Source organism: Amycolatopsis aidingensis, assembly GCF_018885265.1.
GTDB classification, from domain to species: domain Bacteria; phylum Actinomycetota; class Actinomycetes; order Mycobacteriales; family Pseudonocardiaceae; genus Amycolatopsis; species Amycolatopsis aidingensis.
Map to the genome: position 1 here is coordinate 4,596,076 of NZ_CP076538.1, position 25,316 is coordinate 4,621,391.

A 25,316-nucleotide genomic window follows, 5' to 3' on the forward strand; every position below is an offset into this window, starting at 1 on the left:
CAACAGCAGGTAACAATGCCGATCTACACGAAGCCACGTTGGCAGTCACGGTTACGGTGGTGATACTGATCGGAACGTTGATCTGCTGGACAACCGGTGTCCAGACGTCGACACGGAGGGCGGGCGTTTCGTTCGAGAGGATCGGGCGCAGCGGGCGCCATCCTCGCTGCAGTCGCGTGCCTACTTTCCTTCCACCAGCCGGTCATCGGGAACATGGCCAAGGCCGCGCTGGACAAGGCCGGCGCGTTGCCGATCCAGATGTCCGAGCCCAACGCCCCGGTGCACGCTGGCGATCAGGGTTGAAGAAACCACTCGCCGGTGTCGTTTGCTGGACGTGGCTCGCTGCTCGCCTTCATTCTCGTTGATCCGCTTCTGAACTCTGCGTTCGACTCCGTAGCCCGACGCGAATCGCAGCAAGCTGCCTGATGTTAGGCGACGTGCGGTGGATCTCCGATGGGCGGCGTGGCCATCGCGTGCGACTGCTGGTGCGCCGAGCGGTCTGGTCTGGTTGTTTGCTCCGTTTGGGTGGACGTTGTCGAGGCAGGTTGGCACCGGTAGGAGCGCGGTTAGCGTGGCGGTCTGGGGCGAGGTGGCCGTGCTGGTCAAAGGGAGGGTTGTCGGTGTGGTGTTCGCCCAGGAGTTGAGCCGGTTGTTGGCTGGGTCGGGGTGGACGGCGGCGTTTCTGGCCGACGAGGCGAAGGTGTCCCGATCGTATTTGAGCAAATTGCTGCGGGGAACGCAGTCGCCGAGCGCGGCAGTGGCGCGCGCGTTGGACGCGGCGCTGGGGGCGGGTGGTGCGCTGGCGATGTTGCGGGAGGTGTCCGAGGTGCCGCGGCCGGCGCAGTTGCCGGCGGCTCCGCTGCGCTGGGTGGGACGCACCGCCGAGTTCGCCCGGATGGACGCCGCACTCGAACAGAGCCAGGAGGCGCGAGCACCGGTGGTGGTGTCGGTCGATGGACCGCCGGGTGTGGGTAAGACGGGGCTGGCGTTGACCTGGGCGCAGAGTGTTGCCGCGCGGTTTCCGGACGGCCAGCTGTATGTGGATCTGTGCGGGTATTCGCCGGGTGGGCGGGCGACGCCACCGGGGGAGGTGCTAGAAGGGTTCCTGGTGGCGTTGGGGTTGCCGGCCGGTCAGGTGCCGCCGCGGTGGGAGCAGCGGGCGGCGGCGTTTCGCACCCTGGTCCGCGGGCGGCGGTTGGTGGTGGTGCTGGACAACGCGGCGGACGCCGACCAGGTGGAGCCGTTGCTGCCGGGTAGCGAGGGCTGCGGGTGTGTTGTGGTGGTGACTAGTCGCAGCACGTTGGCTGGGCTGGCGGTGCGGCACGACGCGGTCGGGATCGCGCTGGACCCGCTGCCGTTGGACGAGGCGACGGCCCTGGCGGAGGCCCTCGTGGGGAGCGATCGGGCGTGGGCCGAACCTGCGGCCCTGCGGCGGGTGGTGGCGGGGTGTGATCGGTTGCCGTTGGCGGTGCGGATCGCTGGGCAGCGGATCGCCGGGCAGCGCGGTGCGACGATCGCGGAGCTGGTCGAGGGGTGGAGCGACGAGGCGGCTCGGCTGGACACGCTGACCGCGGATGCCACGACCGGTGTGCGGGCAGCGTTGTCGTGGTCGTATCGGGCGCTGCCCGATCCTGCGGCGCGGATGTTCCGGCTGGTGGGGCTGGTGGGTCCGCATCGGGGCCGGACGATCGGGGGCGAGGCCGCCGCGGCGCTGGCGGGTGTGGATCCGGGGCGGGCGCGTCGGTTGCTGGCGGTGGTGGCGGGGACACATCTGATCGAGGAAGGTGACCGGCCGGGCCGGTTCTACCTGCACGACTTGCTGCGCGCCTACGCGGTGGAACGCTGCACTGCCGAGGACACGGCGCAGGCGCGCGAGGCGGCGGTGGGGCGGGTGTGTGCGTGGTATCTGCATACCGCGGTGCGGGCCTGCCGGGCGCTGGCGCCGTCCCGGTTCAGCCCGCTGCGGCCGGTGCCGCTGCCGGAGGGGGCCGAGCCGCTGGGCTTCACTGACGACGCGGCCGCGATGCGGTGGCTGGACACCGAGTTGGCCGCGATACCGGCGGTGGTCGAGCTCGCCCGGCGGTCGGGGTGGCGGGAGGCGGCGTGGCAGCTGCCGGTGGCGTTGTTCGACTATTTCCAGATTCGCAAGCCGTGGCATGTGTGGGTGCGCACGCACGAGGCGGCCGAGCAGGCCGCGGCCGAGGTGGGTGATCGGGCGGCGTTGGGGTGGGTGTTGACCAATCTGGCCGAGGCGTGGCGAGGGCAGCGGGCGTTCGCCCGCAGCGGCGAGTTGTATGAGAAGGCGATCGCGTTGCGCCGGGCCGGTGAGGGGGTGCATGGGTTGGCGTGGGCGCTGGGAGGCGCGGCGTTTCTGGAGGTCGACCGCGGACAAGCCGCGGCCGAGGACGGCGACCGGGCGGAGGCCGAGCGGTGTTTCGCCGTGGCGGGAGAGCGGGCGCGGGAGGCGGCGGGGCTGTTCGAGCAGGTCGGTGATGTGGAAGGCCAGGCGGTGATGCGGGCGACGTTGGGCGACATCGACCGCGCCCAGGGTCGCCTGGAGCATGCGGCCGCGGGGTTGCGCCGGGCGTTGGAGCTGCTCGGCGAGGTGGGTCACGACTATGCCCGGGCGATGGCCGAGGCACGGCTGGCCGCGGTGGAGGCCGCCCGCGGCCGGCGGGCGAGGCCGACGTGTTGCTGGGCCGAGCCGGTGACCGGTTCCGGGCGTTGCGGGAACGGTGGCACCTGGCCGAGGTGCTGACCCGCCACGGTGATCTCCACCGGACGAGGGGCGTCCGGGACGGGCGCGCGCGTGCTGGGCGGAGGCGCTGCGGCTTTATGCGGAGGTCGATGACACCGCCGCGGCGGGGGTGCGGACCCGGCTCGAGGCCGTGGGCGCGTGACCCTACCCGGCCTCATCAGCGCCGGAGCCAGCGGTGAGGTCATGGCGCAGCCGGTGCAGGGCGGTGGCGGTGTCAGCACGCAGAATGACCTGGACCGGGGGCGGGGCGGGTAGCTCGGCCCGAACGGGTGCTCGCGCCGGTCGATTTTGGTGGCGCCCCGGATGGCGGGTGGCCCGTCGAGGCAGGTTACTTGCAGCTCGTCGGTGGTGGTGGCCAGCTTCGGGTGCACGGCGATCGCGGCCGCGACGGGGTCGTGCAGCAGGCAGCCCGGCCGGCCGAGGTGCTGGGTGTGGAAGGTGACGTAGTGCTGCATCCACCCGGCCAGCTGCCGCGCCGCCGCGTGGGGACCGGCGGCCAGGGTCGCCAGCCAGTCCTGGTCGACCCAGGCGTGCCGGGTGACGTCCATCGGCACGACGGTGAGCGGGAAACCACTGCGCAGCACGAACTCGGCGGCAGCGGGGTCGTGGTAGGCGTTGGCGTCGGCCTCCGGGCCGATGTTGCCGGCCACGCCGATCACGCCGCCCATCCACACCACCCGCCGCACCAGGGTCGGCAGCCGGGGCTCCAGATGCAGCGCCAGGGCCAGGTTGGTCAGCGGGCCCAGCTCGAGCACGGTCAACTCGCCGGGGTGGGCGTGGGCGAGCCGGACCAGCTGTTCAGCGGCATGCTCGGACACCACAGGCACGTCGGCGTCGGGCTCGGCGTGCCCGCCCAGCCCGTCCGGGCCGTGCACGAAGGTGCCGGCGAGCTCCGGGTCCGGTTCCCGCCCCCGAGCTCGAGGTCCGCGCCGACCGCGACCGGCACCGTGGCCACGCCCGCGGCAGCCAGGATCCGCACGGCGTTCGCCGCACCCACCGTGGCCGGGACATTGCCGTGCACCGAGCCGACCGCGACCAGCTCCACACTCGGCTGGCGGGCCAGCCACAGCAGCGCGGCGGCATCGTCCACCCCGGGGTCGCAGTGCACGACCATTCGCACCCGCCCGGCGGGTACTTCGTCCCCAGTCATCCGTCCTCCACATCGAGCCGCCGCCGCGGATGGTCCGCCGATCACGCTAGCGACCGCCCGCCCCGGGCCGGGTTTCCTGATTCTGGAAACCCGCAGTGCTGGCCCCACCACCTGTCACTGTCCATAGTTGGGTAATCACCGATGGGTATTCCAGGGGATCGGGAGTTTCGAGCACTGTGGCTGGCTTCGGCGCAGTCGATCGTGGGCGACCAACTCGCGCGGGTCGCGTTGTCGGTGCTGGTCTACCAGCGCACCGGCTCGCCGGTGGCCACCGCGGCCACCTACGCGTTGACGATGCTGCCCGCCCTGGTCAGTGGCATGCTGCTGGCCGGTCTGGCCGACCGGTTCCCGCGGCGGGCGGTGATGGTCGGCTGCGACCTGCTCCGCGCGATCGTGGTGGCGGGCATGGCCGTGCCTGGGGTGCCGCTGCCCGTGGTGGCCGGGCTGTTGGTCGTGGCGCAGCTGGCCGAGGCGCCGTTCGCCGCCGCCCAGGGAGCGACCCTGCCGCTGGTCCTGCCCGGCGAGGCCTACGAGCGCGGCCAGCGGCTCATGCTCGTGACACACCAAGCCGGCCTGCTGGCCGGGTTCGCTGGCGGCGGTGTGCTGGTCGGGCTGCTGGGCACACACCTCTCACTCGCCGCGAACGCCGCCACCTTCCTGATCTCCGCGGTACTCGTCCGGCTCGCGGTGCGCGCCCGCCCCACTGCGGCGGAGGACACCGGCGACCCGCCGGTGGGGTTGCGCGCGCAGGTCACCGGTGGGGCACACCTGATCTGGTCCGATCGGCGGCTGCGCGTCCTGGTCGGCCTGGGCTGGCTGGCCGGGTTCAGCGTGACACCGGAAGGCCTGGCCGCGCCGTTCGCCGACGAGGCCGGGGCCGGCGCGGCGGCGGTGGGATGGCTGCTTGCGGCCGACCCGGCCGGGATGATGCTCGGCGCGTTCCTGCTCGGCCGACTGTCCACCCGGTGGCGGCTGCGGCTGCTCGGCGTGCTGACCGTGGGCACCAGCCTGCCGCTGGTGGCCTACCTGTCCTCGCCGCCGCTGGCCGTGGCGCTGGTGCTGCTGGCCGCCTCCGGACTGTGCTCGGCCTACCAGATCACCGCGGGAGCGACCTTCGTCCGCCTGGTTCCCGACACCCGGCGCGGGCAGGCGCTGGGTCTGGCCCGTTCCGGGATGGTCGCCGCGCAGGGCCTCGGCGTCACCGCCGGCGGGCTGCTGGCCGGCTGGCTCGGCAGCGCCAGCGCGGCGATCGCCTGCGCGGGGGCCGCGGGAACACTGGTCGCGCTCGCCGCGGCCACCGCGTGGTCACGCATCGGCGCCGACCGGATGGCCACCACCCTGGCCACCCACACCCGGCACCGGTAGAAACCTCACCAGATCTTGTCTCGCCAGATCTTGTCCGCCACGACTGCTCACCTCCCACCCACGCGATCGGCACACCAACCCGCTCGACTCGCCGGTCACCAGATCTTGTCGCGCATCACCGGTCACCTCCCATCACCACCACAACCCGCCCAAGCGGGCACGCTCATCGTCCCCCGCCCACACGAGCCCGCCGGAACTGCGCGACCGATCAGCAACCAGCCCAGCTAGATCACCCATCGCACGGCCACCCGCACGCGACGAAATCACCACAGGTCACCAAGGGGCAGCATGACCAGCGACGAACCACACAGACCCGCCACCGCCCGAAGAGTTCGCGAATGGAAACTGTGGCACCTGCCCACGGCCGCGTGGATCTACGTCCTCGCCGTCGACCTGATCGCCGGCGCCGTGGCGCTGGCCGCCATCCTCGGCACCCCGGTGCCCGCCGACCGGTGGACCGTCGCAGCCGTGCTCGCAGTGAGCGCGCTGGCCCATCTGCACCTCAGCCACGCCATCGAACGCATCCGACGCGACCGCAGCCACACCCCGCACGTCGACCTCTGCAGCCTGTGGACCTTCGCCGGCGCGCTCCTGCTGCCCCCACCACCGGCGATCGCGCTGGTCGTGGCGATCTACACCCACCGGTGGTGGCTCGTCGGCCGCCGCGACCCCAGCCGGCCGCCCCACCGCGGTGTGTTCACCATCGCCATGATGACCCTCACCACCCTGGCGGTCACCACCCTCAGCCACGCCACCGGCCTGGCCGACCAGCTGCACAACCACACCATCAGCTGGGCCGGCCTCGTCGTCCTCCTGCTCGCCCTGGCCACCCAGTGGGCCACCAACACCCTGCTCGTCGGCGCCGTCATCACCCTCGCGATCCGCCCCCATCGCCGCCGCGACGCCCTCGGCAGCGCAGCCGACAACCTGCTCGAACTCGCCCAACTGGCCCTCGGCGCGTTCCTCGCCGTCGCCGCCGCCCACGCCCCCGCCCTGGCCGTGCTCATGGTCATCCCCGCCGTCACCCTGCACCGCGTCGTCCTGCTCCACCAGTTCGAAATCGCCGCCCGCACCGACCTCAAAACCGGGCTACTCAACGCCGTCACCTGGCAACACCAAGCCGACATCGCCCTCATGCGCACCCGCATGCAACCCGGCGGACGCCTCGCCCTGTTCATGATCGACATCGATCACTTCAGCGATATCAACAACCACCACGGACACCAAACCGGCGACGCCATCCTCACCCGAGTCACCCGCCTACTCGCCCGCTCCGTCCGCCGCACCGACACCATCGGCCGCTTCGGCGGCGACGAATTCACCGTCCTGCTCCCCGACACCGACCAAGCCGAAGCCCTCGCCATCGCCGAACGGATCCACCACCACATCCGCGGCATCACCCTCGACGACGGCACCACCATCACCCTCTCCCTCGGCATCGCCCTCTACCCCGACACCAACGCCCACGACATCGACACCCTCCTCGCCAACGCCGACACCGCCCTCTATGCCGCCAAACACGCCGGCCGCAACCGCACCCACCTCGCCACCAGCGAACCCACGCAACCCACCTCCCCAACCCACACGGAGTAACCCACGCCCACTCGGCGACATGCCCAGGCCACGACGTTCTTCCGTACCAGCACCGCTGACCTTCACTCGATGCGAGCGTGTCCAAGCTGATCCGCGTTCTATGACGTAGTGGGGTCACAGCGGGCCACGAAAGGCTGAGACAGTCCGGCTGCTCGGCCGGGCGATCTCGACAGCAGCGCCCCTGAGAGCGGGTGTCACGCCTACTGACGCGCGCCTGGCGCCGGCGGGCCGCGTCTTCTTTAGAATGAGCTGAAAGTGCGGACGCAACACCGGCTACCTCGCCCGTGAGATGCGCCGCGCCGAGCGGCACAGGGACGCGATGCCGGAACTGGAGAGCAGCCGCGGCGAGCGGCTGGTCCTGCGTCCGTTGACCTGGAAGAACCTGAAGGAGCGGGCCGCGGATCTGCGTCGCCAGTTCGGGCTCCTCGGCAGCTTCGTGCCGACAGAGTCCCAGCCGACCCAGGTCTTCAACTTCTGGCGTGGCCTCGCCGAGGCCCGCAGGATCCTCGTCTTCCAGACGACGAAGATCGCGCTCGAGACGTTCCGCGACCTGTCCATCTACCACGACCCACTGCCGGTCATCCTTCCTGAGGCCCGAGCCCTCCGTTATGCGGCGTCGACAACCTATGCCGCGTCGACGCCCGGTCGCGCCGATGCTGACATGGCCACCGCGGCTCGATGGTGGCTACGGGTTGCCCAGGCATACTCACCTCGTCCATCGTCGCCGAGGTGCTCGCCAACATAATCCGCGCAAGTGGTCACTCTACGAGGACGCCATTGCGGGCATCCGCAACGGCGAAGGAAGGAACGATATCCCCATGAAGGTCCTGGTAGTGGGCGGAACCGGCTTCATCGGACACCACATCGTCCGTGAGTTGCTGGCACACGAGCACGATGTCACGGTCCTGGCCCGCACTCCATCCACGAACCTGCCGGCCGCGGTGACCATCCACACCGGCGACCTCAACGACCTGTCCGAGGGCAGACTTGAGGCGATCGTTGCCGACCACAAGGGCATCGTCGTCGCATCGGCCGCCGCGGTATACGCACCACGCGACGCCGATATCACGATGTTCTTCCACAACACCAACGTCGCCCCGGTCGCCAGGCTGCTGGCCGCCGGGCGCCGCGCGCACTGCGACCGCGCCGTGATACTCGGCAGCTTCTACGCCACCCTACAGCGCGAACACCCCGCGCTCCGCCTCGCCGAACTCAGCCCCTACATTGCGAGCAGAATCGACCAAGCCACACACGCCCGCGACGCAGCCGGCCCAGAAATCTCCGTGGCCGTCCTCGAACTCCCCTACGTCGCGGGCACAACTCCAGGCCGGCAGTCACCTCTCGAACCTCTCCTGCACAGCATGACCATCGGCAACATCGGACTGTTGACCTACCCTGGCACCACAGCCGTCGTTACCGTCACACAAGCCGCACAGGCCGCCCTCGCGGCGCTGGACCGTCGCGCCGACGGCAACTACCCCATCGTCACCACGAACCTTCCGTGGGCGGGCCTGCTTACCCGCCTCGCATCCGCGACAGGCCACGCTCCCAAACGTGTCTGGAGACTCCACCCCCGAGCCGTCAAGCTAATGATCCGCATGGAAGATCTCCGCCAACGCCGACGAGGGCTCAGCATCGGTTTCGACCCAACGCAATGGAGCAATCTGCACACCAACGCCATGGTCCTCAACCCCGACGTCGCCCGCACCGAACTGGGCATCAACCCCGACGACCTCGACCTGGCCCTCAGCCACGCCGCGCCGACATCACAAGCCACCACGGAGCTAAGCTGACCGTGCTCCCCAAGCATTCGATGCGACCAGTCTGGTGTGTTCCGGGCTGACTGCGCCAAACGGTCGAGGTATCTGAACCCCGATACCCGTGGGAGCACGAGATGGGAGGAACCTGCGAGGATCGACCTGCACTGAACCGCGCCGGAAGGCAGTGAACGCGCATCAACCGCAGCGCTCCGACCTGCTGGATCTCCATCTGCGCGGGTCAGGGCGAGGGCCATGACTACGTTGACACGGTAGAGGTCACTGATTCGATCCCAGTATCGCGCACCATCTGTTTCCCCAGGTCAAACCCCCTCCGGTGATCACCATCAGCGGGGGTTTCGTCGTTGCTGGGAGCACGAATGGGGGCGTGAGCCCTTTCACCAACAGCGCGATCCCGGGGTTTCGTCACGACGTGACCACACCACGACCGGCACTTCGCCCAGATAGGAACGGCTAGACCACATCGGACAGTTGCCTTTGCAGACACCGCATGTCTTCTTGCGGCTCATGGTTGTTCCGGGATGTGGTGATCGGCGGGCGGGTGCTCGGTGAGGGCGCTGGCGATCGTGGCGGCGGTGAGGATCCGGGCGCCATGCGGCGTGGTGGGGTCGTGGCCGGTGAGGGTACGAATGCGGTGCAGGCGGTAGTTGAGGGTGTTGCGATGTATGTGCAGAGCCGCGGCGGCTTCGGCGCGTTGGTGGTTGCTGTCGATGAGGGCGCGCAGCGCGTCGAGCAGGTGCTGGTGTCGGTTGAGCGGCCGTAACAGCTCGGCGAGGCAGTCGCGGGCCGGGCCTGGTTGGGCGACTTGGTACTCGATGGCGAGATCGGTCAGCCAGTACCCGGCGGGCGGGCGGCGCAGGGTGCCCGCGAGGTGGAGCAGTTCGGTGGCCAGCCGGTGGGCGTGCGGAATGGTGGCGTGGCTGGTGGCCAGTGCGATACCGGCACGGCACCGGGCGCCTGCGGCGGAGTCGATACGCCGGAGCACGCGTTCGGCGGCAGCCCGCTGCTGCGGCTCCTGCTGGTCGGGGGCAACGGGCAGGAGGAACACTCCGCCGTCGCGGTCGAAGGTGGCCAGTACGGGTTCGGTGTCCAGCGCGGCCTGCAGTCGGCGGAAGCGGCTGGTCGCCGCGCGGGTGTCGGTGGACTGGCTGGGTTCGGGAATGTCCACGGTGAGCACGAGGTACCGCTCGGCCAGCCGGTGGCCGGCCCGTTCGGCGGCGCGCTGGGCGGGGCGTCCGGCGAGCAGGGCCGCGGCCAGCGAGTAACGGCCTTCGCGCTGCGCCCATTCCTCGTGCTGCTGCTCGGCGTGGTAGGCCTGCGCGATGCGGGGCAGCAGGTCGGCGAGAAGGCCGAAGATGCGGCCGACCAACGGCACCAGGTCCCGGTCCAGCGCATCGGGTTCACCAGGTTCGCCTTGTTGCTCGTCGGAAGTGGTGGCGATGCGCCAGAGTTCCCTGGCGGCCAGCGGGTAGATGCGCAGTACGGCGTCGAGTGGCAGGCCGTCGCGGACGCGTTCGGCCGCCCAGCTGATCGGACCGGCGAGTTCGGCCTCGGTGAGGCCGCGATCCTCGACGACGGCGGTGAGGAACAGGTCGATCACCGCGCGGACGTTCGCGACCAGGTCCCGCTCCAGAACCGGACCCGGCAGCCGCTGGTAGGCGGGAATCTCCTGCACGCACCGGGCGGTCACCGCGGCGGCGGCGTCCCGGCCGTGACCGGTAAGGGCCTCGACGACTCGGATCATCCGAACCTCCCGACGGTTTGTTTCGGCGCACAAACCTGCGCGGCAATGTCTGCGCATCATGCCAGCAGACAGCGCCCAGCGCACCGGAGATGCTGTTCCGGACAACCTGCTTCGCGCCGGGACGCGGCCTGAGGAAAGGAACGTCATGACCAGGTTCACATCGGTGCTGTGTGGCGTCCTGACGGCGCTGTTGCTGTGCGCCTCGGTGCCCGGTGCGGTGTCCGCGGCCCCCACCGGCACCCAGCAGGTCCCGCTGCCAAGGGACGATCCGTTCTACGTCCCCCCGGCCGGATTCGAGTCCAGCCCGAACGGGACGGTGCTGCGGTCGCGCCAGGTCACCGCCGTGGCCTTTGTCCTGCCGGTGCCTGCCAGCACCTACCAGGTGCTGTACAAGTCGGTGGACAGCCACGATCGGCCGGTGGCCGAGGCAGCAACGGTGCTGGTTCCCAAGGGCGCGTGGCGTGGGCAGGGCCCACGGCCGCTGCTTTCCTACCAGATCGCGGTGGACTCGCTGTCCACCCGGTGCCAGCCGTCCTACACGCTGCGGGCTGGCTTGTTCGGCTCACCGACCGGAGTCGGCACCTACGAGTTCACCCTCTCACTGGGCGCCCTGCTCAAGGGCTACGCCGTGGTTTACTCCGACTACCAGGGTCCACGCTCCGAGTTCGCGGCCGGGCCGCAGGCCGCGCACGCCGTCCTCGACGGGATCCGCGCCGTGCAGCACTATGCCCCCGCGGGCCTCGACCCCCAGGGCCCGGTCGGGTTGTGGGGCTACTCCGGCGGCGGCCTGGCCACCACCTGGGCTGCCGAACAGCAAGCCTCCTACGCTCCCGAGCTCAACGTGGTGGGCGCCGCGGCCGGGGGTGTCCCGGCCGACCTCGAAGCCATGCTGAAGTACAACGACGGCGGTCTCGGCGCAGGCCTGGGACTGCTCGGGGTGATGGGCCTCGACCGTGCCTTCCCCGAAGCCGGTGTCCAAGCCCTGCTGAACGACCGCGGCCGTAAGCTGTTCGCGGACAACGCCGAGGCCTGCACCCTCGACGTCGCGCTGTTCCACCCCTTCGACCGGCTGGCCAACTACACAACCGTTGCCAAGCCAGCGGACTCCGCACCCGCGCGGTACCTCTACCGGGTCAACAACACCGGTAAGGCGACTCCGGACTTTCCCGTCTACAACTACCACGGCACCGTCGACGAGTTCGTTCCGCTCGCGCCGGTGGACACCCTGGTAGCCGGTTACTGCGCGGACGGTGGAACCGTGGCCGTGTCCCGGATCCCACTCGCCGGACACATCACCGGCGAGATCGTCGGTGCCGGTGACGCACTCGGATTCCTCACCGACACCTTCAACGGCAAGCCGACCCGCAACGACTGCGCGAAGCAGTTCCGCTGAGGCAGGAGGAACGATGGCCACGCGAAGGTTGCCGGTGATACTGGCCGCCTGCCTGATGGGGATGATCTTGCCGGTGGCCGCGCAGGCGGCTCCGGCGCAAAGGTCCGGTGACGTGACGTACACGGTGGACAGTACGGCGGACGCGCCGGACTCCGACCGCGGTGACGGGCAATGCCGGAGCACGGAGGGCAGGTGCACACTGCGGGCGGCGATCATGGAAGCGAACGCGGGCCGGGGTGCGACGATCGTGGTTCCCGCGGGTCACTACCTGCTGACCGTCCCGCCGCCGCTGCTGCCACTGGGCCCGTTCCCGGACCCGGCCACGGGGGATCTGAACATCCTCCGGCCGACCACGATCATCGGGGCCGGGATGGGCCGGACCGTGATCGACGCGGGTGGTATCGACCGGGTCCTCTACAACGGTGCCAACAGCACGATTCGCGACCTGACCGTCACCGGCGGGGTGACCAAAGAGCGCGAACTGGTTTTCATCACCGGAGGCGGCGGGATCTTGAACGTGTCCCGGCTGCGACTGCAGCGGGTGGAAGTGACCGGGAACAAGGCGGACTACGGCGGCGGTATCTTCAACATTCCGCTGTCCGACCTGACGATCTCGGACAGTGTGGTGCACGGGAACTCGGCGGGCGAGGCAGGCGGGATCCGGTTCGACTGGACGGGCAAGGTGGTCAACACGAAGATCACCGGTAACGAGGCGATCAACCCGCACTGGATCACCCATCCGGCATCGCTTGGCGGCCGCGGCGGCGGCATCGACCTGCGCGGCCCGGGACCGCTGACCATCACCGGCTCCACGATCATCGGAAACCGCGCCACCGACGGAGGATCGGGGCTCAACGCGGCACCGGCCTATCTGGACTCACTGGTGCCCCCGGACACCGGATTCCCGCTGAGCGTCGTGATCCTGAAGAACTCCACAATCGAGGAGAATCTGGAGTCGGCCAACTGCACCCGGGCCTTCGCCGCGTTCCTCACCGACGGTGGACGGCTGGATCGGACCTGCCACAACGACCCGCCACGATCCTAGTGCCAGAAACCCGGAACTCGTGTCGTCGGTGTCGCTACTCGGGCGCGGCGCCGGACCGAGGTGGAAGGTGCAGGCCGACCAGCTCGACCAGATGGCGGTGAACCTCCTCCAGCGGGCGGACGGTACGCGTGCTGAGCGCGAGGATCACCGCGCCTTCGACAGCGCTGATCGTGAGTGTGGCCAGTGACCGTGCGGCGCCGGACTCGACCCCGGAGTCGGCGAGCGTGGTGGCAATGAGGTCGTGCCACTCGGTGAAGGCCTCGGCTGCCACGACGGGGCAGCCGGCCGTGAAGTCGGTTGTGGTCAGGGTCTCCTGCCACATCCGGACGAATGACTCCAGCGCATGGAGCGGGTCCCCGACCTCGGTCGCGGCGGCGATGGCTGCGGTGAGGACCTGGCCCGCGACCCGAGTGGACTCCTCGACGAGCTGCTGCTTACCCCCTGGGAAATGCTGGTAGATCGACTCATTCTACTACTCCTCGGTAACTGTTACTCATCGTCACACTTGCCGTCGTCCAGCGAGGAACCATGATGATGCCATCGAGCACACGTGCCGGGCAGGACGCCGGCTTCGACGCGATCGTGGTCGGCGCGGGCATCGGCGGGATGGTCAGCGCGGCCTACCTGGCCGCGGCGGGTAAACGCACCCTGCTACTCGAGGCCTACAACGTCATCGGTGGTTACACGCACGCGTTCCGCCGGGCCGGCAAGTGGGAGTTCGACGTCGGCGTGCACTACCTAGGTGACTGCGGTCCAGGCGGGGCGATCCCGACGATCCTGCGGGGAGTGGGGCTGGACCGTAAGGTCGAGTTCCTGCCGTTGGACCCCGCGGGCTTCGACACCATCGTCTTCCCGGACCTGACCGTGCGGATCCCGGTCGGCTGGGACAACTACCTGGACAACCTGTGTGCCGCGTTCCCCGCCGAACGGCAACGGATTCGCAAGGTCGTCGGCATCCTGCGCCGGATCGGCGGCAGCATCGACCACAGTCGCACCCCGGCGTCGCTGGGCGGCCAGGCCGCGTTCGTGCGGCGGGCCGGGTTCGCCACACGATGGGCGATGCTGCCACTGACGACGTTGCTGGACACATACCGGCTCAGCCCGCGGCTCAAGGCGGCGATGCCGGCGCAGTACGGCACCTATGCCAGCCCGCCGCACCGCACGCCGGTGGCGGTGCACGCGTTCATGCTGCAGAACTTCCTCAGCGACGGGGCCTGGTTCCCACGGGGTGGCGGGCAGGTCCTCTCCGCCCGCCTCGGCGAGGTCATCGTCGCGAACGGCGGACAGATCCGCACCCGATCCACGGTCCGGCGGATCCGCACCGAGCACGGCGCCGCGACCGGGGGTCGAGCTGGCGGACGGCACCCGGTTCGACGCACCCATCGTGGTGTCCAACGCCGACCTGAAGCGGACCTATCTCGACCTGGTCGGCCGCGAGCACCTCAGGCGCCGCACGATCCGGCGGGTGGAGCGGTTCCGGATGTCGCAGCCGTTCTTCAACTGCTACCTCGGCGTGGACGTCGACCTCGGCCAGTGGATACCGAACACCAACTTCTACTCGGTGCCCACCGCCGAAGACGTCACCTCGCTGTTCAAGGACCTCGCTGAGAACAGGGGCGGCTACACTCTCGACGAACGCATCGAGCAGGCCCGGCGGCTGCCCGCCTATGTCAGCGTCACCACCGTCAAGGACCCCGGCAACCCGCATGCCGCCCCGCCCGGTTCGTCGGTACTCGAGGTGATGACCCTGGTCCCGGACGAGCCCGGGGCATGGGGCCTCGACCGCTGGCCCGAGCCGGGCGACAACGGCTACCAGGACGATCCCGGCTACCGGCGCATCAAGGAAGCCTTCACCGAGATCATGATCCGCAGGGTCAGCGAGGTCATTCCCGGCATCGAGAACCACATTGTCTGGCGAGAAGCGGCCACGCCGCTGACCCAGCACCGCCACACCCGGGCCAGCGGCGGCACCCCCTACGGCCTCGAGCTGTCGATCGGCCAGTTCGGTCCGCTGCGCCCAGGTGTGCGCACCGAGATCGCCGGCCTGTACCTGTGCGGCGCCTCCACCGCCTGGGGTCCCGCCGTCGAAGGCGCGATGCTCTCCGGCCTGCACGCCGCCGGGGCCGCCCTCGGCCGCGACCTGGACGCCGAGATCCGCGCAGGCACGATCTACGGCAGGCCACCGGCCGGCCCGGCGGATCCACCCGGCTGGACCGCCAGCTCGGCGAGCCGGGCAACGTCGTCGTCGAGGACAAACGCGACCTCGCCGCACTGACCCGCTGGGCCGCGGCCTGCCACGACGGCGGCACCCCGATCTGGATGCAGATCAACCACCCCGGACGTCAGGCCAACGCCCTTGCCGGCCGCAGGCGGCCCGTCGCACCCGGCGCCATCGCGGCGAAGGTGCCCCCGTTACCGTTTTCGTGGCTCTTGATCAAGGGCCCTGGTCGCCAGGCCGGGCATGACTGAGTCCCCCAGTCGAAGGCATGATCCGGGGGGTGGTGTCACCCGGCTTGGTGGCACCGGTGGACCGCTGATAGAGACACGGCCGCCCGTGGGGTAGGTCTCGTCGTAACGTGGCTGCCGGCCGTTGGTGCTCGATCGGCGACCAGGACGGTGACGATACGAAAGACCTGGTGGATGGACAACACTTCGGCCGGCTACGGCGTGTTCCTCGGCTTGGACGTGGGCAAAGGCGAGCACCACGCCATCGGCCTCGACCCCACCGGCAAACGGCTGCACGACGCGCCACTGCCCAACAACGAGCCCAAGCTGCGGGAAGTCTTCGACCGTCTCGCCGAACACGGACGCCTGCTCGTAGTGGTCGACCAGCCCGCCACGATCGGCGCGCTGCCGGTCGCGGTCGCCCGTGCGTGCGGCCACCAGGTGGCCTACCTGCCCGGCCTGGCCATGCGCCGCATCGCCGACCTCTACCCCGGCAACGCCAAGACCGACGCCCGCGACGCCTACGTCATCGCCGACGCTGCCCGCACCCTGCCGCACACCCTGCGCCAAGTCGACGTCGGAGACGACACCCTCGCCGAACTCGACGTGCTGGTCGGCTACGACGATGACCTCACCGCAGAGGCGACCCGGCTGTCCAACCGCATCCGCGGCCTGCTCACCGGCATCCACCCCGCCCTCGAACGCGTCCTCGGCCCCCGCATCACGCATGCGGCGGTGCTGGAGATCCTGTCGCGCTGCGGCGGCCCGGCCGGCATCCGCCAGGCTGGGCGCCGCAAGCTCACCGCCATGGCGGCCAAGCACGCGCCGCGTATGGGCACCAAGCTGGTCGAGAACATCCTCACCGCACTGCAGGAGCAGACCGTGACCGTTCCCGGCACCACCGCGGCCGACACCGTTCTGCCCCGCCTGGCCGACAGCCTGAAAACCGTGCTGGCGCAACGGAAACAGGTCGCGTCCGAGGTGGAGGAGATCCTCGATGCGCACCCTCTTGCCGGGGTCCTGACATCGATGCCCGGCATCGGGGTCAGGACCGCCGCCCGCATCCTCCTCGAGATCGGCGACGCCTCCGCCTTCGCCAGCTCCGGCCACCTCGCCGCCTACGCCGGGATCGCACCGGTCACCCACCGCTCCGGCAGCTCGATCAAGGGCGAACACCCCGCCCGCACCGGCAACCGCAAACTCAAACGCGCCTTCTTCCTCGCCGCCTTCGCCGCCCTGTCCGACCCCACCAGCAGGGCCTACTACCAACGAAAACGCGACGAAGGCAAGAAACACAACGCCGCCCTCATCTGCCTCGCACGCCGCCGCTGCGACGTGCTCTACGCCATGCTCCGCAACCACACCTACTACCGGCATCCCCAACCGGACTCCACGCCCGCTGCGGCTTGACAACCACATAGAGACACCCCCCGGGGGGCTCAGCGGCGCCGAGATCGAGGACCTCGTCGACCGCTTCGCCACCACCGCCGCGATCGCCGAGACGGCGGGCTTCGACGGCATCCAGATCCACGCCGCCCATGGCTACCTCATCGCCCAGTTCCTGTCCCCGCTGGCCAACCAGCGCACCGACGACTGGGGCGGCGACTCCACCCGGCGGCTCCGGTTCCTGCTGGAGGTCGTGCGCCGCATCCGGGCCACCGTCGGCCCCGGCTTCGCCGTCGGCATCAAACTCAACTCCGCCGACTTCCAGCGCGGTGGATTCTCCGAAGCCGAGTCCCGCGACGTCGTGGCCCGCCTCGCACAGGAGGGCCTCGACCTCATCGAGATCAGCGGCGGCAGCTACGAAGCACCCGCCATGATGGGCACCGCCCGCTCGGCCGGCACCCTGGCCCGCGAGGCCTACTTCCTCGACTACGCCCAGACCGTGCGCCACCTCGCCCGCGACGTGCCGCTGGCCGTCACCGGCGGCTTCCGCTCGCACACCGCCATGGCCACCGCCATCGCCCACCGTACCTGTGACCTCATCGGACTCGGCCGGCCCACCTGCACGACCCCGGACGCCGCGAACGTCCTCTTTCAACCCCACCAGACCCGGTTGCCCGTTCGTACCGTGCGCCTCGGTCTCCGCCGCACCCTCGGACTCGTCGCCGACCTCAAGACCCTCGACGGGGCGCTGGACCTGCAATGGCACACCGACCAACTGCATCGCCTCGCGGGCGGCGCCGAACCCGACCCCAACCGGCCACGATGGAGAACCCTGCTGGCCATGCTCAACCGCAACGGGCTCGCCGCCTTCCGTCGCCAGCGCCAGTAGCGCCGGTCGCCAGTACTCGCGAGGGTTTCGTCCTCCATCCCGCCAAGATCTCCCTGCTTGTCGTCACGGCCGCATCTGGGGTTTCACTGACCGTCGGCACCCGAGGCGGTAGCATCATCAGGGCCAGTCGGCTGAGCCGCAGGACCTGACGTCGATGCCAGGACGTGGTTGCCGCCATCGACCGAATCGCTGCCCTGCTATTGGGAGGTAGCTTGATGAACACCCCGTCCGCACAATCCGTCCCGCGGCCGCTGGACGCCGACGACCCGGTCCGGGAGGCAGTGCTCCAGGCCGCCACCGCACCGCTCGGTGCGGCGTTCGGCGATCGTGTCCGGGTGGAGGTGGTACAGCTGAACCGGATCGGGCCCTGGGTGTTCCTGCAAGGGCGGATGCGCGGTGCCGACGGCGGTCGCCCGAGTTACGCAGGTACCGGCTACGAGGCGCGCCAGGCCGACGGCGCCATGTCCGACGTCTACGCTGCCCTGCTCCGGAAGGCCGACAACGCGGGCGCCGACCATGACGCGCGGTCCTGGCGCTTGTCCGACCACGCCATCGGCCCCACGGACGTCACCTGGCTGACGTGGCCGGACGAGCACGAGGCACCGCCCGCGTTGTTCGGGTTCTGATTACCGCGAACGGCCTCAGACCGGCGGGGTGAGGACCTTGACGAGACCGCCGCCGCCACCCATGCTGATCTGCTGCGAGCCGTCCGGGTTGATGTTGTTCGAGCCGATGAACTGACCGTCGCCTGCATACAGCACGACGTGCCCGCCGCCGTTCGAGACCACCACATCACCGGGTTTCGCCTCGGACAACGGCACCGACCTCCAGCCGTCCGCCTCGAGGTTGGCCGCCAGACCCGCGACCGAGGCGCTGGCCTGGCTCTTGTCGATCAGGCCGGCTGCCTCCAGGCAACCGGAAACGAAGTTCGCGCAGTTGACGTCGTTCGGCACCCATGACTGCATCGCGGGCAGCTCACCGCTGCTCTTCAGATCCCCGGCATTGCGGCCGAGGAACTGTTCGGCGATCTTGGCGGGGTTGTCGCCCCTGGCATCGATCGGCTTGGCGGGCCTCCCGTCCCCAGGAACCCCGGCGACGACACCACCACCGGAATCCCCGCCGCCCCCACTCCCGCCGCCACCGACAACGGGAGCCGGGCGGCCCGTGGTATCGATGGGGGCGGCGGCGGAACTCGGTGTCGTGGCCTGGCTGGTGTCCGCGGGCAGCAGTTCCAGGAAACCGCCCTCGATTTCCATGCCGAGGGGCTCGAGGAGGTCGTCGATCTGCTTTTCGGCGGTGTCCAGCGCCTGCTCGATCTCCTCCTTCTTCCCGTTGGCATCTCTCTCGTTGAGCTGCCGAAGCCGTTCGATTTCGGACGCGGCGGCCTCGATCTCGTTCTCGTCGTCGGAGCTGTTCTTCCGCCGCCGGGCGGCACCGATCAGTGCACGATTGTCCGCATCGTTTTCATTGGCTTCCTGGGCAAGCTGTACGACCTTTTTCTTGACGTTCTCCAGAATCTCCGACACGCGCTGGAGGATGTTCTTGGCCGCCTCGGCCTTGTCACTGACCTTGTAGCTGGCCTTGCCGAGCTGTTCGAGGTGGTCGGCGACGGCTTCGGCGTCTTTGCCGTCCCATTCGCGCAGCACATCGTCGCGGAAGGCCCTGAGATCGTCGCCGAGGTCATTGGCACTGGTGGCGGCACCACCGACCTTCACCGCCTGGTCGTTGACCGCGCTCGCGTCGAGCTTTTCCGCCTGTTGAGCATGTTTGTCGATGGCGTCCATCGAGCTCGGACGGTCACGCGCGGGGTCGTCGAGCGCGCCCAATTGCTGTCCTGCAGTGGTCATCGATAGATCCCTGGTTCCCGTCCTCGGCCGGTTCGATCACGCACGTTCGGGGTTGCGCCCGCCGAGGGTGTGCACGGCTCCGTCCTCGTCGTCCCGCATCCGCTCGGCAGCGTAGGCCAACGCCTGGGACGCGGCGTCGACGAGCTTCGCGGCGGCACCCAGCTCGCTGTTCACATTGCTGTAGAACCCCTGCACCGTCCTGCCCGCACTGGCCGCGTTGCTCAGCTCGCCGAAGGCACCGCCAGGATCGCCATCACCCAGCTCCGTTCCTGCCTTACCGTAGCCACCCTTGAGCTCGCCGACCTTCTTGGCCAGCGCGGCAATCTGATCCGGGTCGAATCGGCGGCTCATAGGTGATCCCTCCGGTGTCGGCGCGCGCCCGTCCGCACGCTTGCTCTTACCGTACAGTCTATGAGTTCACACCTACGTGTGCGCGCGTTTCCCCAAACGCGACAACGAAGCGAGTGATTACGGAGCGTAACTAGTCGGCGACGGTCGGTCGGCCGGAGCGAGTTCGGGCAGCGTCAGGGCCGAGTGGGCCGGCCGTGGTGTCGTGGGTGGCATGGTGACGAGGTCACGCAGCATGGCGTTGCGTTGCTCCAGCGCCCTGGCCGTGGTGGGGAAGAGTGCTGCTCCACCATTGTCGACCAGTGCCTGGTTCATGGCTACGAACTCCCGGGTGCCGCGTTCGTAGGCGGCGAAGGCCGCCGTGTGGTCCCGGTTCGTGGTCAGGGCGTCGGCGAGCATGTAGGCGCCCACCAGCGCGAGGCTGGAGCCTTGTCCGGTGAGGAACGAGGGTGCGGATGCGGCGTCGCCGACGAGCCCGACGCGGCCGCTGGACCAGTGGGGCAGGCGGATCTGGCCCGCCGTGTCGAAGAACAGGTCATCCGCCTCGCGCATGGCGTCGACCATGCCGGGGACCTCCCATCCGGCGCCCGCGAAGGTCGCGGCGACCAGGTCCCGTTGGGCGTCGGGGTTCCGGAGGGCACCGAGGGGTGGTTCCGGTTGGTGAAAGGTCAGGAAGGCGTGCAGTTCGTCGTTGTTGCCGACGGCGTAGAGGGCCGCGGCTTTGCCGGGGGTGTTCCACATCATGAGCTCGTGCGAGAGCCCGAAGGTGTTGGGCATGGTGAATATGGCGAAGCAGTAGCCGAGGTAGCGGTGGAACTGTTCCTCGGGGCCGAACAGCAGTTCCCTGGTCGGTGAGTGCATACCATCGGCGCCGACCACCAGGTCGAACGTGCGCCGTTGCCCACTGTGGAGAGTGACGTCGACCCCGCGTCCGGACTGGTCCATGGTGTCGATGGAGTCGTCGAACAGGAATTCCACGTCGTCGCGAACTTTTCCGTGGAGGAGCGCGGCCAGATCGCCACGACGTACCTCGAGGTCCTGTCCCTCGACACCGCCGGCAACGGCGCTCGGGTCGACCGCGGCGACAGTGCTGCCGTCGGCGTTGAGGAAAGTACAGCGACGCGAGCCGACATGCGCGTCCTGTAGCTGGGGCAGTATCCCCATGCGCCGGACCACCTCTATCGCGGTGCCGCGGACGTCGATCGGGTAACCACCGTCGCGCGGAGCGCCTGCCTTCTCCACCACGGTGACCGCGAATCCGGACCGGTGCAGCCAGTACGCCAGCGCGGGTCCGGCGATGCTGGCCCCGGAGATCAGAACTCGAGATGTCATGCCTTGGTTCCTTTCTTGGTGATGCGGACGACGAGCAGTGCCAATGCGGCGACGAGGCCGGCGACGGCGAAGCCTGTGACGAAGGCCGATTCGGTCGGCTGGCCCGTCATCGGGTCGGTCCCTGCAGCGAGGATCGCGCCGCCGACCTGGACGCCAACGGCCACACCGATCACGCGGGTCACCACGAGCAGGCTGGTCGCGATGCCGGTGTTCCCGGTCTCGACAGCGGTGGCGGTGCTGGCAAGCAACGCCGTGGTGATGACCCCCGCGGCGAACGCGGTCAGCACCTTCGCGAGGACGAGCTGCCATGCGGCGGTGTGTATCGACGTCAGCGCGATCATCGTGGCCGCCGCGACCACGGTGCCCACGATGACCACGGCACGCGGGCCGAACCGCCGGGCCGCGATCCCGCCGACCGAATCGCTGACCGCCCCGGCGATGGCACCGGGCAAAAGAAACAGCCCGATGTCGGTGGTGCTGACCCCGAAGCCGTAGCCGTCGGCCGATACCGAGAACAGGTACGGGAGCAGGAAGATGACCATCCCGAAACTGGTGGTGATGACGAAGGTCAGCACGCACGAACTCCACATCGCGGGCTTTGCCAGCATGCGTAGATCGACCATCGGCGAGGCTGCGCGGCGCTCGACGACGACCCATCCGGTCGCCAGGGCGGCCACGACCACCGCAATGGCACCGACCACGACCGGCGGCAGGTCGCCGCTCGTCACCGTCACGAGCCCGAGCATGAACGCGAGCAACGTGCCGCTCAGCAGAATCACACCGGGCCAGTCGATCCTGCTGTCCGACTGGATCGGCGGATCATGCGGCATCAGCCTGATCACGGCCAACGTCATCGCGATGATCGCGATCGTCGGTAGCGCGAACATCCAATGCCAGGACAGTCCTTCCGCGATCGGCCCGGCAATCAACGTTCCCACCATGCCGCCGCCCGTGAACAGCGCCACGACCACCCCGATCGCCACCTGTGACTCGCCTGCAGGGAGGTGCTTGCGCACCAGGATGAAGGAGAGGGGCAGCGCACCCACCATCACGCCCTGCAACACCTGCCCGAGCAACAACACCGGCAGGTTCGGCGCCAGACCCGCCAGCAGTCCACCGGCCGAGACCACAGCCATCAGCCGGACCAGCACCCGCTTTCCGCCATAGCGGTCGCCGAGCTTGCCTGCGACGGGTGTGACGACCGCGCCGGTGATGAGTAACGTGTTGGCGATCAATGCCCCTTCGGCAGGACTGACCCCCAGCTCACGTTGCAGCAGCGGGAGCGCGGGCTCCACCACCGACTGCAGGGTGCCGAGGGCGAGGGCCAAGACGCCGAGGGCACCGATCGACAGCCTCCCGATGCGGACCGGGGAAACCACAGCTTCGGACATGGACGTCCTTTTCTCGTTGGGTGCGAGCAAGTACGTGGACCTGATCGAGGTGTGCGCCCGCGCTCTCCCGGCGCACACCTCGAGAGGGAATACAGATCGCGCTGGTCCGCCGGAGGTACGGCGAAGTCGCTGCCAGGCCGGGTCTGTTGTGGTCCGGCTGCGGTGAGCGCCATGCCAGCAGCCTGGCTTGTGCGGTGATCCGCCGAAATCCAGCACACTCCAGAGGTCCCACTGGTGCTGGCCCTACTACCCCAGGGCTGAGACCCCGAGCCGGTCCAGGCGGCGATCACCCGTGGTCAGGCCCGGTTCGTCGAGCACGATCTCGAGGCCGACTACTGTCTGGTCGCACTTGACGAGAATCCGGAGGACGCGATCGTCGCGGCGCTGCGCAGCAACGACTACGGCTGTGTTGTGATCGGTGGCGGTATCCGCACGCACGAGCCGTTGCTCGAACTGTTCGAGAAGGTGATCAACCTGGTCCGGCTGCACACACCCCTGGCAGCCATCGCCTTCAACCGTAGCCCCGATGACTGCGCCGAGGCCGCCTTGCGGTGGTTGCACTAACCGGGTAGTCCGCCGTTCCCGCGGACGCCATCGCGGGCATCATGCACATCATGGATCGAAGGGATGGCGGGTTCGGCGGCGAACTGCGGCGCGGACGGGAGGCGGCCGGGTACTCACAGGCGGCGTTCGCCCGGCTCATCCACTACAGCAAGGGCTACCTCAGCAAGGTGGAGACCGGCAGGGCCGCGGGCAACCGGCAGTTCGCCGAGGCCTGCGACCGGGTGCTCCAGGCGGAGGGCGCGCTGGCCGCGCTGATGCCGGAGAAACCGGACCGCCGGTCCCGCCGCGCCACGGTCACCCCGCTGGTGGGCCTGCCGCCGTCGACCCTGCATTTCACCGGCCGGACGTACGAGCTCGCGGCCGCCGTGTCCGTCCTGAGCGGCGAACGCGCGGAAGGAACCTGCGTCCTGAGTGGAATGGCTGGTGTGGGCAAGACCGCCCTCGCGCTGCGCGCAGCCTGGGAATCCGCGGAGTCCTTTCCGGATGGCTGCCTCTTCCTCGACCTCGGTGACCATGCCGCCGACGGCGTGACGGCCGGCGCGGAGGACGTTCTCGATCCGTTGCTGCGGATGCTCGGCGTGCCCGGCGAGCGGATTCCCTCCCATCCCGACGGGCGCGCCAACCTGTATCGCGGCTGGCTACGGGGCCGGAGCTGCCTGCTCGTGCTGGACAACGCGATCAGCGCGGCCCAGGTCGGACCGGTGCTGCCCACCGAACCGAGGTGCCGAGTGATCATCACCAGCCGAAACCGGCTCAACGCGCTCGACGACGCGGTACATGTACCCATGGACGTGCTGCCCATGGCCGAGGCGGTGACCCTGTTCCGCGCGGTCGGTGGGGACCACGCGGCGGCCGCCAGGGGCGACCTGGTCGAACGGATCGTGGCGAGCTGCGGCGGGCTGCCGCTGGCGATCCGCATCGCCGCGGCCCGCTTCCGGACGGATCCGGCATCGTCGCTGGACGACTTCGCGCAGCGGTTCGCCGACGAGACCGCGCGGCTCGGCGTGCTGAATGACGGGGACCGTAGCGTGGCGGCGGCGTTCAGCCTTTCGGTCGGGGCGCTGCCGCCGGAGCAGCTGCGGGTGTTCGCGCTGCTTGCCATGCATCCGGGCAGGGAGGTCGAGATCCACGACGTCGCGGCCCTGGCCGACCTGGAACCGGCTCAGGCGCAGGCGCTCGTCGACCGGCTCGACGACGCCCATCTGGTCGCCCGTGGCCACGTCGACCACGTGTCCATGCACGACCTGCTCCGGGACTTCGCCAGATCCACGATCCTGCCGGCCACCGATCCCGCAGAGCAGGACGCCGCCGTGCGCCGGCTGCTCGACCACAGCCTCCTGCTCGCCAGGTCCGCCGACGAACTGCTCGCACCCCACCGCTATCGCATGCCCATCGACCCCGGGCACCTGCCTGCCGGGTCGCGGAGTTTTCCGGACCGGGCCAGCGCGCTCGCCTGGACCGACCGCGAGTGGCCCAGCCTGGTCGGCCTGTGCCGTCTCGCCGCCGCCCGTGGTTTCCACGGCCGGTGCTGGCAACTGGCTTTCCTGCTACGGGACTTCTTCTTCCACGCCAAACTCTGGGACCCGTGGATCGAAACCCACCGGCTCGCGGTGACCTCGGCGCGGGCCGAGGGCGACGACCGGGCGCTGGCCATGACCCTGAACAACCTCGGTATCGCATATGTCGACCGCGGCGACCTGTCCGTGGCCATCGGCTACTACGAGGAAGCACTGGAACTGTTCGGCGAACTCGGCGACGAGCACGGCCACACCAACACGATGTCGAACCTCGCGTGGGCCGCGCTCTACACAGGCGACCATGAACGCGCGTTGCATGGGCTCGAGGACGCCCTCACCGCGTACCGGAGGATGGGCAACTCCCGCAATGCCGCGATCGCCCTCCGCGGGGTCGCGCTGGTGGAGACCGAACTCGGCCACTATGCCGACGCGGTGGAACACGCCGAGCTTTCGTACACCGAGTTCGTCGCGCTGGGGTCGAGCCTGGATACGACCATGTCGGTCAACTGTGTGGCGTGGGCGCTGTTCCGATCCGGCGACCATGATGCCGCGGCCGCCCACTACGAGCGTGCCGCCGAGCTCGGCGAGGAGTGCGGCAGCCGGTACGAGACCGCGCGGGCCTTGACCGGCCTCGGCAACGTCCATGCGGCATCCGGCCGTCCGGATGCGGCCCGCCGGTGCTGGGAACGGGCGGACGACCTGCGCGACGTGCTCGATCCGCGCATGGTCGGCGAGGCCCGGGTCCGCGCGTCCTGGTGACCGCGGGCAGGC

Annotated in this window: 21 protein-coding genes and 1 pseudogene; 13 read left to right on the forward strand and 9 right to left on the reverse strand. The window is 69.5% G+C overall.

All coding sequences use genetic code 11. The annotated features are described in order from the left end of the window. Nucleotides 1-571 precede the first annotated feature (571 nt). Complete coding sequence (locus KOI47_RS21165; RefSeq protein ID WP_216206240.1) at nucleotides 572-2,758, forward strand: ATP-binding protein; 2,187 nt, start codon at nucleotides 572-574, stop codon at nucleotides 2,756-2,758. Nucleotides 2,759-3,087: 329 nt separating this feature from the next. Here KOI47_RS21165 and KOI47_RS35785 read toward each other — a convergent pair. Together KOI47_RS35785 and KOI47_RS36170 are read right to left on the reverse strand one after the other, a co-directional pair. Then, nucleotides 3,088-3,633 (reverse strand): annotated as a pseudogene (locus tag KOI47_RS35785) (nucleoside hydrolase); the annotation flags it as partial. Next, on the reverse strand, nucleotides 3,516-3,908 hold the full coding sequence (locus tag KOI47_RS36170) for a nucleoside hydrolase (RefSeq protein WP_216206243.1): 393 nt from the start codon (nucleotides 3,906-3,908) through the stop codon (nucleotides 3,516-3,518). The pseudogene KOI47_RS35785 and the gene KOI47_RS36170, both read right to left, overlap by 118 nt. A 141-nt stretch (nucleotides 3,909-4,049) precedes the next feature. On the opposite strand from KOI47_RS36170, the gene KOI47_RS21175 reads away from it, so the two are divergent. From KOI47_RS21175 to KOI47_RS21190, 4 genes are all read left to right on the forward strand, one after another. After that, entirely contained in the window at nucleotides 4,050-5,273 is a 1,224-nt protein-coding gene (locus KOI47_RS21175; RefSeq protein ID WP_216206245.1) for an MFS transporter, read from the forward strand. A gap of 288 nt (nucleotides 5,274-5,561) precedes the next feature. Beyond that, nucleotides 5,562-6,866: a GGDEF domain-containing protein gene (locus KOI47_RS21180; protein WP_216206248.1), complete on the forward strand. Its 1,305-nt coding sequence runs from the start codon at nucleotides 5,562-5,564 to the stop codon at nucleotides 6,864-6,866. Between the two features lie 319 nt (nucleotides 6,867-7,185). Next, nucleotides 7,186-7,611, forward strand: a complete 426-nt coding sequence (locus KOI47_RS21185; protein ID WP_216206251.1) for a hypothetical protein — start codon at nucleotides 7,186-7,188, stop codon at nucleotides 7,609-7,611. A gap of 73 nt (nucleotides 7,612-7,684) precedes the next feature. Next, nucleotides 7,685-8,659 (forward strand): NAD-dependent epimerase/dehydratase family protein, encoded by a 975-nt coding sequence (locus KOI47_RS21190; protein WP_216206252.1) that lies wholly within the window; start codon nucleotides 7,685-7,687, stop codon nucleotides 8,657-8,659. A 490-nt stretch (nucleotides 8,660-9,149) separates the two neighbouring features. Here KOI47_RS21190 and KOI47_RS21195 read toward each other — a convergent pair whose 3' ends face one another. Further along, nucleotides 9,150-10,388 (reverse strand): PucR family transcriptional regulator, encoded by a 1,239-nt coding sequence (locus tag KOI47_RS21195; protein ID WP_216206255.1) that lies wholly within the window; start codon nucleotides 10,386-10,388, stop codon nucleotides 9,150-9,152. 145 nt (nucleotides 10,389-10,533) lie between these two features. Here KOI47_RS21195 and KOI47_RS21200 point away from each other — a divergent pair, with 145 nt between their 5' ends. Both KOI47_RS21200 and KOI47_RS21205 read left to right on the forward strand, forming a co-directional pair. Continuing rightward, a complete protein-coding gene (locus KOI47_RS21200; protein WP_216206258.1) occupies nucleotides 10,534-11,781 on the forward strand; it encodes a lipase family protein in 1,248 nt (415 codons plus the stop codon). Between the two features lie 13 nt (nucleotides 11,782-11,794). Continuing rightward, nucleotides 11,795-12,826: a CSLREA domain-containing protein gene (locus KOI47_RS21205; RefSeq protein WP_216206259.1), complete on the forward strand. Its 1,032-nt coding sequence runs from the start codon at nucleotides 11,795-11,797 to the stop codon at nucleotides 12,824-12,826. A gap of 34 nt (nucleotides 12,827-12,860) precedes the next feature. Here KOI47_RS21205 and KOI47_RS21210 read toward each other — a convergent pair whose 3' ends face one another. Continuing rightward, nucleotides 12,861-13,148, reverse strand: a complete 288-nt coding sequence (locus tag KOI47_RS21210) for an LmrA/YxaF family transcription factor (protein ID WP_216206263.1) — start codon at nucleotides 13,146-13,148, stop codon at nucleotides 12,861-12,863. 212 nt (nucleotides 13,149-13,360) lie between these two features. On the opposite strand from KOI47_RS21210, the gene KOI47_RS21215 reads away from it, so the two are divergent. The 5 genes from KOI47_RS21215 to KOI47_RS21235 all read left to right on the forward strand — a co-directional run bounded on the left by KOI47_RS21215 (nucleotide 13,361) and on the right by KOI47_RS21235 (nucleotide 18,172). Beyond that, nucleotides 13,361-14,434 (forward strand): phytoene desaturase family protein, encoded by a 1,074-nt coding sequence (locus KOI47_RS21215; RefSeq protein ID WP_216206267.1) that lies wholly within the window; start codon nucleotides 13,361-13,363, stop codon nucleotides 14,432-14,434. Then, on the forward strand, nucleotides 14,388-15,101 hold the full coding sequence (locus KOI47_RS21220; protein WP_216206271.1) for a phytoene desaturase family protein: 714 nt from the start codon (nucleotides 14,388-14,390) through the stop codon (nucleotides 15,099-15,101). The genes KOI47_RS21215 and KOI47_RS21220 overlap by 47 nt, the downstream gene beginning before the upstream one ends. 365 nt (nucleotides 15,102-15,466) lie before the next feature. Beyond that, complete coding sequence (locus KOI47_RS21225) at nucleotides 15,467-16,681, forward strand: IS110 family RNA-guided transposase (protein WP_216206273.1); 1,215 nt, start codon at nucleotides 15,467-15,469, stop codon at nucleotides 16,679-16,681. Nucleotides 16,682-16,688: 7 nt separating this feature from the next. Beyond that, on the forward strand, nucleotides 16,689-17,546 hold the full coding sequence (locus tag KOI47_RS21230; protein ID WP_269756725.1) for an oxidoreductase: 858 nt from the start codon (nucleotides 16,689-16,691) through the stop codon (nucleotides 17,544-17,546). Between the two features lie 215 nt (nucleotides 17,547-17,761). Continuing rightward, nucleotides 17,762-18,172, forward strand: coding sequence for a hypothetical protein (locus KOI47_RS21235; RefSeq protein ID WP_216206276.1), 411 nt, complete (start codon nucleotides 17,762-17,764; stop codon nucleotides 18,170-18,172). Nucleotides 18,173-18,187: 15 nt separating this feature from the next. Here KOI47_RS21235 and KOI47_RS21240 read toward each other — a convergent pair whose 3' ends face one another. The 5 genes from KOI47_RS21240 to KOI47_RS21260 all read right to left on the reverse strand — a co-directional run bounded on the left by KOI47_RS21240 (nucleotide 18,188) and on the right by KOI47_RS21260 (nucleotide 22,953). Next, nucleotides 18,188-19,393, reverse strand: a complete 1,206-nt coding sequence (locus tag KOI47_RS21240) for a C40 family peptidase (protein ID WP_216206279.1) — start codon at nucleotides 19,391-19,393, stop codon at nucleotides 18,188-18,190. A 36-nt stretch (nucleotides 19,394-19,429) separates the two neighbouring features. Beyond that, nucleotides 19,430-19,744, reverse strand: coding sequence for a hypothetical protein (locus KOI47_RS21245; protein WP_216206283.1), 315 nt, complete (start codon nucleotides 19,742-19,744; stop codon nucleotides 19,430-19,432). Nucleotides 19,745-19,861: 117 nt separating this feature from the next. Beyond that, a complete protein-coding gene (locus KOI47_RS21250) occupies nucleotides 19,862-21,073 on the reverse strand; it encodes an FAD-dependent monooxygenase (protein WP_216206286.1) in 1,212 nt (403 codons plus the stop codon). Then, a complete protein-coding gene (locus tag KOI47_RS21255) occupies nucleotides 21,070-22,464 on the reverse strand; it encodes an MFS transporter (RefSeq protein ID WP_216206290.1) in 1,395 nt (464 codons plus the stop codon). Before KOI47_RS21255 ends, KOI47_RS21250 begins: the two co-directional genes overlap by 4 nt. A gap of 246 nt (nucleotides 22,465-22,710) precedes the next feature. Further along, the gene (locus KOI47_RS21260; protein WP_216206293.1) at nucleotides 22,711-22,953 is read right to left on the reverse strand and encodes a hypothetical protein; all 243 of its coding nucleotides are present in this window, start codon (nucleotides 22,951-22,953) and stop codon (nucleotides 22,711-22,713) included. A gap of 125 nt (nucleotides 22,954-23,078) precedes the next feature. On the opposite strand from KOI47_RS21260, the gene KOI47_RS21265 reads away from it, so the two are divergent. Beyond that, entirely contained in the window at nucleotides 23,079-25,304 is a 2,226-nt protein-coding gene (locus KOI47_RS21265) for an ATP-binding protein (RefSeq protein ID WP_216206296.1), read from the forward strand. Nucleotides 25,305-25,316 lie beyond the last annotated feature (12 nt).